Genomic DNA, 8,912 nt, shown 5'->3' on the forward strand with positions numbered 1-8,912 from the left:
CGTCGACGGCTCCCGTTCGCGCTGGAAAAGGGATTCGTCTGGACCCGGCCGGCGCGCAGCGGCGCGCGCCTCCGGGCGGCGCCGGTCGCCGACGCTATCCCGCACCGATCCGTTCCCGCAGCAGCCGGTTGACCATCTCGGGATTGGCCCGGCCCCGGGTCTTCTTCATCACCTGGCCGACGAGAAACGCGACGGCCCGATCCTTGCCCGCCCGGACGTCTCCGACGGGGCCGGGGTTGTCGGCGATCGCCGCGTCTACGAGGCGCACGATCTCCGCTTCGTCGCTGATCTGCACCAGCCCGCGGTCGCGGACGATCTCGTCCGCCGCGCGGCCGGTCCGGAGCATCTCCTCGAGCACCTCTTTCGCGGATCGCCCGCTGAGCGTCCCACGCTCGATCAGCGCGAGCAGCTCCGCGAGCGCGCCCGGGCCGATCTGTGCCTGCTCGATCTCGAGACCGGCCGCATTCAGGTAGGCCGCAACGTCGCCGACGAGCCAGTTGCCGACTGTTTTCGGATGCGGAAAGCGGCGCACCGTCTCCTCGAAGAATTCGGCCATCGGGCGGGTCTCGGTGAGCAGCCCCGCGTCGTGCTCCGGCAGCCCGTACGTCTCGATGTACCGGCGGCGGCGCGCGTCGGGGAGTTCCGGGAGGTCCGCGCGCACACGCTCGACCGACGACTCGTCCACGCGCACCGGCAGCAGGTCGGGTTCCGGGAAGTACCGGTAGTCCTGCGCCTCCTCCTTCTCCCGCGAGGCAAACGTGATCCCACGGTCCTCGTCCCAGTGACGCGTTTCCTGCACGACGGCCTCGCCCCGCTCGAGCAACGCGCGCTGGCGCGCTTCCTCGACGCGCAGGGCCCGCTCGACCGCGCGCAGCGAGTTCATGTTCTTCACCTCGGTCCGGATCCCGTGCGGCGCGCCCGGGGCGCGCAGCGACAGGTTCGCGTCACAGCGCAGGGTGCCTTCCTCCATGCGCCCCGTCGTCACACCGGCGTACTGGAGCACCGCACGCAGCCGGGTGAGAAACGCGCGCGCTTCCTCCGGCGATCGCAGGTCGGGGTCGGACACGACCTCCATGAGGGGCGTGCCGCTCCGATTGTAATCGACGAGGCTGCGTCCCTCCGCGTGAACGAGCCTGCCGGTGTCCTCCTCAAGGTGCACGCGGCGGATGCCGACGCGACGCACCTCCCCGGCCAGATCCAACACCAGCGCTCCGGCGGTCGCCAGCGGCGGATGCCCGGTGTACTGATATTGGGAAATCTGGTAGTTCTTGGGGATGTCCGGATAGTAGTAGTTCTTGCGGTGGAACCGGCTCTCGGGGTGGATCGTGCACCCGAGCACGAGAGCCGTGCGCACCCCGAACTCCACGGCCTGCCGGTTGAGCACGGGCAGGGACCCGGGGAGACCGAGACAGACCGGGCACGTCAGGGTGTTGGGTGGTGCCCCGAATGTAACCGCGCACCCGCAGAACATCTTGCTGGCCGTGTTGAGCTGAACGTGCACCTCCAGCCCGATGACCGTCTCGTACGCCGCCGGGGCGCGGGTCGCGTTCATGCGCGGGTGCGCCGGCCCTCGGCCGCTGCGAGCGGCGGCCGGAAGGCGTGCGTCCCAATCGCCTGCTCGAGCGCGTGCGCGACGTTGAGCACCGTGGCTTCGTCAAACCGCCGGCCCGCAATCTGGAGTCCCACGGGGAGCCCCCCAACGACCCCGCACGGCACCGAGGCGCCCGGGAGCCCCGCCAGGTTGAGCGGAACGGTGAACACGTCGGCGAGGTACATCTGGAGCGGGTCCTCGACGCGCTCGCCGAGCGGAAACGCGGTCGTCGGCGCCACCGGCCCGACGAGGATGTCGACCGCGGCGAGCGCATCCTCCATCTCGCGCCGGATCACCTCGCGGACACGCTGCGCCCGCAGGTAGAACGCGTCGTAGTAGCCAGCGGAGAGCGCATACGTCCCCAGCATGATACGCCGCTTCACCTCCGCGCCAAACCCCTCATCGCGCGTCCGTGCGTACATGCCGATCAGATCGTCGGCGCGGTCGGTGCGGCGGCCGTACAGCACCCCCGCGTACCGGGCCAGGTTGCTGCTCGCCTCCGCCGGCGCAACGATGTAGTATGCGGGCAACGCGTAGGGCGCGTGCGGCAGCGACACGTCTACGCGCCGGGCCCCGAGCCCCTCGAGCGTTCGGATCGCGTCCCGGACCGCGTTCGCGACCCCGGCATCCACGCCGTCCTCCAGGAACTCGCGCACCACGCCGAGGCGGAGTCCGCGCACGCGCCCCGTCAGCAGCGCGGGATAGTCGGGCACCTCGACGTCGGCCGACGTCGCGTCGGCCGGATCGCGCCCGGCGATCTCGCGCAGCAGCAGCGCGGCGTCGCGCGCATCGCGCGCGAACGGCCCGATCTGGTCGAGCGAGGACGCGAACGCGATGAGTCCGTACCGGGAGACGCGCCCGTACGTCGGCTTGAGACCGACGACACCGCAGAACGCGCCCGGCTCGCGGATGCTGCCGCCAGTGTCGCTGCCGAGCGCGAGCGTCGCCTCACCGGCGGCCACCGCCGCCGCCGACCCACCGCTGCTGCCCCCGGGGACCCGGGCCGGATCCCAGGGGTTCCGCGTGGGACCGAACGCGGAGTTCTCAGTGCTGCTCCCCATCGCAAACTCGTCGCAGTTCGTCTTGCCCAGCACGATCGCCCCCGCCTCACGCAGGCGCGTGACCACGGTCGCGTCGTACGGCGGCCGAAATCCCTCGAGGATACGCGAGCCCGCCGTCGTCGGCACGCCGCGCGTACAGAGGTTGTCCTTAAGCGCGACGGGCACGCCCGCGAGCGCCGGCGCGTCCTCTCGCCCGGCGGCCGCATCCCACCGCGCGGCGTCGCGGAGCGCGGCGTCGGCGTCGAGATACAGATACGCGTGGATCCGCGGCTCCACCGCGTCGATCCGGTCGAGCACCGCCCGGACGACCTCGGTCGGGCGCATCTCTCCCCGACGGTAGCGCGCCCTGAGCTCCCACGCGGGCAGGTCCGCGGGCGACGCGGACGGGGTGGGCGTCATGGGGTGCCGGCGTCCTCCGCGCCCTCGATCACGGGCGGGACGACGACGTAGCCGTCTTCGACGGCCGGCGCGTTTGCGAGCGCCTGCTCCCGGGGCAGCGACGGCACGGCCCGGTCGTCGCGCAGCGCGCCGACCGCAGGATCCCCCTGGCCCGCCGCGGGTGTGTCCCCGAGATCGAGCTCGGTGAGCCGCTGGAACGACTCGAGGATGCCGCCGAGTTGCGCGCGGAACAGACGGCGCTCTTCGGGCGTGAGCTCAAGCCGGCTCAACCGGGCCACGTGCGCCACGGTGGCATCGTCGATCGTCGGTGCAGGCGACCGGTCGTCGGACACGCGATCCCTCCTGACGTGTGGTCGCCGCCATCGTAACACAGCGCGGGGGGCACGGTCTACGCGCCCCCCGCGTGCGTCGTCGTCCGTGCGGCCGCTACTGTTTGTAGAGAGTGTAGAAGTACTGCCCGGGGAAGATCGGGTTGTAGTACCACCCGTGCACCCACGAACGCATCGTGAAATACGTGGTCGGCTGCACGAGGAACAGGTATGGAAGATCGTTGTACGCGATCATCGAGACCTGCTTGTACAGCGCCTTGCGCTGGGCCGGATCGGTTACGCTGACCGCCTGATCGATCAGCCGGTCGGCGTCCGCACTGTGATACCCGCCGCGGACCGGGAAGTACCCGGCCGAGGCGAGGAACGGCTGCGCGAAATCATGCGGATCGGGATAGTCCGCGAACCACCCGAGGAAGTACATCGTCCCCTTGTGACTGAACAACAGGGAGTTGAGCGTGCTCGCCGGCACCGGGCGGAAGGCGATCTGGAACTTGGGGTTGAGGGCCTGCACGTCGTCGCGCACGATCTCGGCTCCGACCTGCCGCGCGGCGTTGCCGGCGGTGTACGGGATCGTGAACTTGAACCCGGTGTCCCAGGCCTTGCCGCCCATCGCCTCCTTGAACTCGGCGATCGCCTTGTCGCGGCTCGTCGCGTAGGTGGGGATCGACGGGTCGTACCCGAGCAGCCCCTGCACGATCGGGCCGTGCGGCAGGATGCCCTGCCCGGCGTAGGCGCTGTTCAGGTTCTGGGTGTAGTCGAACGCGTACGCGAACCCCCGGCGGACGTGGATATCCGCGAAGAAGTCCGGTGGAATCCCCTGCCCGTCGAGTTTGCCGCTGCCCGCGTCGGGGTTGCCATCGGTGTCGATCTTGAAGTTGAACTGGAGCGTCTGCACCGCGATCTGGGGCAGCTTGGTCTGCATCACCGTGTTGGGTAGGTTTCGCAACTGCGACTGTTCGTTCAGGGACGCCACGATCAGGTCCGCGTCGCCCTGCTGCAGCTGCAGGCGCCGCGTGGCCAGCTCCGACACCGACCGGATGATGACACGGGCGAGCGCCGCCGGCTTGCGCCAGTAGTGGGTGTTGCGGACCAGGATCACTTCCTTGGTCTGAGGATCCCACTGCTGCAGCATGAACGGCCCGGTGCCGTCCATGTGGTTGAATTGGTACCGGTCCTCGTTCTTCGGGTTGTTGAACTTCTGCCAGGTCGTCGCGCCCCCGTCCCAATCGTTGTGCGCCGCCGCCCACTTGCGCGGCATCACGCCGCCCCAGGCCGCCATGATCGTCAGAAATGGCGCAAACGGCTTCTTGAGATGGAAGACGACGGTATTGCCCTGCGCGTACACGGCCTTCTGGACCTGGTCCCACGTCACCTGAATCTTGCCCTGGGCGTCCCGCGTGCTGTCGACGCCGAGGAGCGGGCTCAACAGCAGCCACGCGGGCCCGCCGGCTTGGTCCTGCAGCAGGAACCGCCGGAACGAGTACACGACGTCGTCCGTCGTCATCGTGGAGCCGTCGTGGAACTGGACGCCCTGGCGGATCGGGAACGTGTACGTCAGCCCATCCTTGCTGATCAGGCCGTTCTCCAGGCTCGGGACTTCCGTCGCGAGCATCGGCGAAAACTTGTCGATCGACGAGCCGCTGTAGATGATCAGCGTCTCGTACACGTTTGGCCAGATCGGTTCGGCGGAGTAGATGTCATAGGCGAGGTCGGGATCGAGGCTCGTGACGTCGCCGAACTGCAGTTCAACGAAGGTGTCGGGATTCTTCACCGGCTCACCGGCACCCCGGGCGACGAGCACGCCGAGCGAGAGCATCAACACGACGGCGACCAACGCCGCCGCACCGCGGACGGTCCACGACGCGATACGCATCTCTCTCCTCCTCTGCGGTTGTCTTCGCTGCATCCTGCGCGAGCTCGGCGCTAGCGGCTCCCTTGCTGGCGCGGGTCGAAGATGTCCCGGAACGCGTCCCCGAGCAGGTTCCATCCCAGGACGAACAGGAAGATCGCCGTCCCGGGCACGGCGAGCGTGTACCAGAACTGGAACGGGTCACCGGCGGTGCCCAGGATCCAGTTGTGCGACAGGTTGATGAGCTGTCCCCAGTCCGCGTACCCCGGCGGGGCGCCAAGCCCGAGGAACGACAGCGCCGCGAAGGTGATCACGATCTGCCCCATGTCCAGCGACGCGAGGATCAGGATCGGGTAGATCGTGTTCGGAATCACGTGCCGGCCGATGATGACCAAATCGCGATCGCCGAGCGCCCGGGCCGCCTGCACGAACTCCATGTCCCGCACGCGGAGAAACTCCGCCCGCAGGAGACGCGTGTACGTGGGCCACTGCACCGCGGCGATGGCGATCATGGCGTTGCGCACGCTCTGCCCGAGGACCGCCACGATCACGACCGCCAGGATCAGGCCCGGGAACGCGAGGAAAATATCGGTCACGCGCATGACCAGCTCGTCCATCCATCCGCCATAGTATCCGCTCAGGCTCCCGAGGACGAGCGACACGCCTATCCCGATCGCCACGACGGTCAGCGCGACGAGGAGCGCGCTCCTCGTGCCCCACACGGCGCCGTAGTAGAGATCGAACTGCTCCTCGGTAGTCCCAAATGGGTGGCCCGGCCCGGGCGGGTGGGGATCGCTCGAGTACCCCTCGTGGGGAATCATGTAGGGGTTCCGCTCGGTGGGATGCGCGAGCAGCGGCGCGAGCAGCGCCACCACGCCGAAGAACACGACGATGCACAGACCGAGCATCGACAGCGGGTTCTGGCGGAACCGACGCACCGTGCGCTGCCACGTCGTCTGCTGCACGCGCGGCGCGGGCGCCGCGCCCGGCGCCACGAGCGGTGGCGAGGTCGTGCGCACCGCGCTCATTTGAGGCGAATCCTCGGATCGACCACGGCATAGAGCACGTCTGCGCACAGGTTCCCGAGCACGAGCATCCCGGCGAACGCGAGCGCGAACCCCGTGACCGCGGGAATGTCGAGCTGCTGGCTCGCCGCCACTCCCCACCGCCCGATCCCCGGCCAGTTGAACACGGTCTCCGTGATCACGACGCCGGAGAGCAGGCCCACGAACAGCAAGCCCGCAAGGGTGATCACCGGGATCAGGGCGTTGCGGCGCGCATGCTTATCGATCACCACCGACTGGTTCAGTCCTTTGGCCTCGGCGGTCCGGACGTAGTCGGCGCGCAGCGTCTCGAGCATGGACGACCGCGTGATCCGCACGAGCACGGCCGTCAGGAAGTAGGTGAGCGTTGCCACCGGGAGCACCAAGTGGCGGAGCGCGTCCCAGAACAGCCACCACTGCCCGTTAAGGAGTGTGTCCACCGTCATGAGACCGGTGTACGGGTGAAACCGGCTGCTGCGGACGAACAGGTCCGCCTGAAGCCCGAGCCGCCCGGGCGGGAACCAGCCGAAGTGCCCGTAGAAGATCATCAGCAGCAGGAGGCCCCACACGAACGTCGGCAGCGATGCGCCGCTGATCGACGTGAACCGGCTGATGTGATCGACGAGCTGGTCCTTGCGGACCGCTGAGAGGGTGCCGAGCCAGATCCCGAGCGTGAGGATGCACGCGAAGGAGTAGAGCGCAAGTTCGAACGTCGCCGGGAAGTACCCTGCGATCGCGATGGCCACCGGCTCCCGTGCCGTCTCGGACCACCCGAGATCGCCGTGCAAGACCTGGCGCAGCCACTCCCAGTACTGGACGTACACGGGCTGGTCCAGATGATACTTGCGGATGATGTCGGGCAGCGCGTTCAACTGCTTGGGGTCGGTGATGTAGAGGCTCGCCCGCATCGCCGGCGTGAGCAGCTGCGTTAGCGAAAAAATGAGCAGTGTCACCCCGACGGCCACGAACGGGAGCAACAACAGCCGGCGCGCGATGAACGTGCTCATCCGGCGGCGCCGGCCCGCCGCGCGGCGGGCCGGCGGGAGACCCCCGTGCTACTGTTTCGACATCGTGTAGAAGTCAAATCCCACATTGGCGAGGGGCGGCAGGATCGCGTTGTAATACCACCCGCGCACCCATGACCGCATCACGACGAACTGAGTCGGTTGCGCCTCGAAGATACCGGGCACGTCTTCGTAAGCGAGCTTCGTGAGATCGCGGTAGATCTGCGTGCGCTTCGCGGGATCTGCGGTCTCCGCGCCCTGCCGGACCATCTGATCCGCGCGTGGATCGGAGAACCCGTTCCGCTTCGGGTAATCGCCGTTCGTCGCCAGGAACGGTTGGGCGAAGTCATCCGGGTCGGGATAGTCGGCCGCCCACCCGAGGGCGTACAGCGTTCCCTTGTGCTGGACGGTGGCCTGGAGGAACGTGGACCACTGGATGTTCCGGACGTCGATCTTGAACTTCGGGTTCAACGACTCCACCGAGTCCTTGATGATCTGCGCGCCAATCTGACGCGCCGCGTTGCCGGTGTTGTAGGTCTCGGTGAAGTGGAAGCCGGTGTCCCAGAGCTTCCCGCCCCACGCTTCCTTGAACTCCGCCGTTGCCTTCTGCTTGTCGAACGTGAACTTCGGCAGCGTCGGATCATAGCCGAGCAGTCCCTGGATGATCGGGCCGTTCGGTTGCAGCGCCTTGCCCCGGAACCCGTCGCGGATGAACGTGCCGTAGTCAAACGCATACGAGAACGCCCGCCGGACGTGCACGTCCGAGAAGAAGTCGGGCGGGATCCCGTTGCCGTCGAGCTTGCCGCTCCCGACGTCGGGGTTCCCGGACGCATCGATCTTCTGGTTGAAGTGCATCACCTGCACGACCAGCGTGGGGAGTCCGTCCTGGATCGCGACGTCGGCCATCCCCGTCACCTGGCTCTGGTCCGGCCGGTCCACCGAGATCACGTCCGCGTCGCCGCGCTGGAGTTGCAGCCGCCGTGCCGCGAACTCGGTGACGGTCCGGATCACGACGCGCGCGAGCGGGGCGGGAGCGCGCCAGTAGTGCTCGTTGCGGACCAGGATCAACTCCTTGGTCTGCCGGTCCCAGGTCTGCAGCGAGAACGGCCCCGTGCCGTTCGTATGATCGAACTCGTAGCGGTCCTGCAGCTTGGGGTTGTTGTACTTCGCCCAGGTCGCGGCGCCGCCGTCCCAGTCCCCGTGCGCTGCCGCCCACTTCTGCGGGAGCACAAACGACCAGGCGGCCAGGATGCTCAGGAACGCCGCGGAAGGGCGCTTCAGGTGGAACACGACGTTCTGGCCCTCGACCGTCACGGCTTTGGCCGCGTCGGCGTACTTGACCACGACGGCTCCCTTGCTGTCCCGCGTGCTGTCCGTGCCCAGCAGCGGCGTCAGCAGCAGCCACGACGGGCCACCGTCGCGGTCCTGCAACATGAACCGCAGCATCGAGTACTGGACGTCCGCCGGCGTCATCACGGTGCCGTCGTGGAAGTGGACGCCCTGGCGGATCGGGAACGTGTACGTCAGCCCGTCTTTGCTGATGAGCCCGTTCGCCACGCTCGGCACCTCGGTCGCCAAGCGCGGCACGTACCGGGAGAGCACGCTGCCGTCGTACGTGATCAGCGTCTCGTAGATT

7 protein-coding genes are annotated in these 8,912 nt (G+C 68.2%); all 7 read right to left on the reverse strand.

Features of this window, described 5'->3' with window-relative positions:
• Window positions 1–94 precede the first annotated feature (94 nt).
• Window positions 95–1,552 (reverse strand): Asp-tRNA(Asn)/Glu-tRNA(Gln) amidotransferase subunit GatB, encoded by a 1,458-nt coding sequence (gene gatB / locus VKZ50_00680; protein HLJ58229.1) that lies wholly within the window; start codon window positions 1,550–1,552, stop codon window positions 95–97.
• Window positions 1,549–2,976 carry an Asp-tRNA(Asn)/Glu-tRNA(Gln) amidotransferase subunit GatA gene (gatA, locus tag VKZ50_00685; protein ID HLJ58230.1) on the reverse strand — a complete coding sequence of 476 codons (1,428 nt, stop codon included), beginning with the start codon at window positions 2,974–2,976 and terminating at the stop codon, window positions 1,549–1,551. Before gatA ends, gatB begins: the two co-directional genes overlap by 4 nt.
• 71 nt (window positions 2,977–3,047) lie before the next feature.
• Window positions 3,048–3,383: an Asp-tRNA(Asn)/Glu-tRNA(Gln) amidotransferase subunit GatC gene (gatC, locus tag VKZ50_00690; GenBank protein ID HLJ58231.1), complete on the reverse strand. Its 336-nt coding sequence runs from the start codon at window positions 3,381–3,383 to the stop codon at window positions 3,048–3,050.
• 94 nt (window positions 3,384–3,477) lie between these two features.
• On the reverse strand, window positions 3,478–5,253 hold the full coding sequence (locus VKZ50_00695; protein HLJ58232.1) for an ABC transporter substrate-binding protein: 1,776 nt from the start codon (window positions 5,251–5,253) through the stop codon (window positions 3,478–3,480).
• A gap of 50 nt (window positions 5,254–5,303) precedes the next feature.
• A complete protein-coding gene (locus VKZ50_00700; protein HLJ58233.1) occupies window positions 5,304–6,257 on the reverse strand; it encodes an ABC transporter permease in 954 nt (317 codons plus the stop codon).
• Window positions 6,254–7,279 carry an ABC transporter permease gene (locus VKZ50_00705; protein HLJ58234.1) on the reverse strand — a complete coding sequence of 342 codons (1,026 nt, stop codon included), beginning with the start codon at window positions 7,277–7,279 and terminating at the stop codon, window positions 6,254–6,256. Before VKZ50_00705 ends, VKZ50_00700 begins: the two co-directional genes overlap by 4 nt.
• Before the next feature lie 48 nt (window positions 7,280–7,327).
• On the reverse strand, window positions 7,328–8,912 hold a 1,585-nt coding region (locus VKZ50_00710), incomplete at its 5' end, for an ABC transporter substrate-binding protein (protein HLJ58235.1).

The sequence above is a fragment of the bacterium genome (genome assembly GCA_035295165.1).
In the GTDB taxonomy this organism is placed as follows: Bacteria; Sysuimicrobiota; Sysuimicrobiia; order Sysuimicrobiales; family Segetimicrobiaceae; genus JAJPIA01.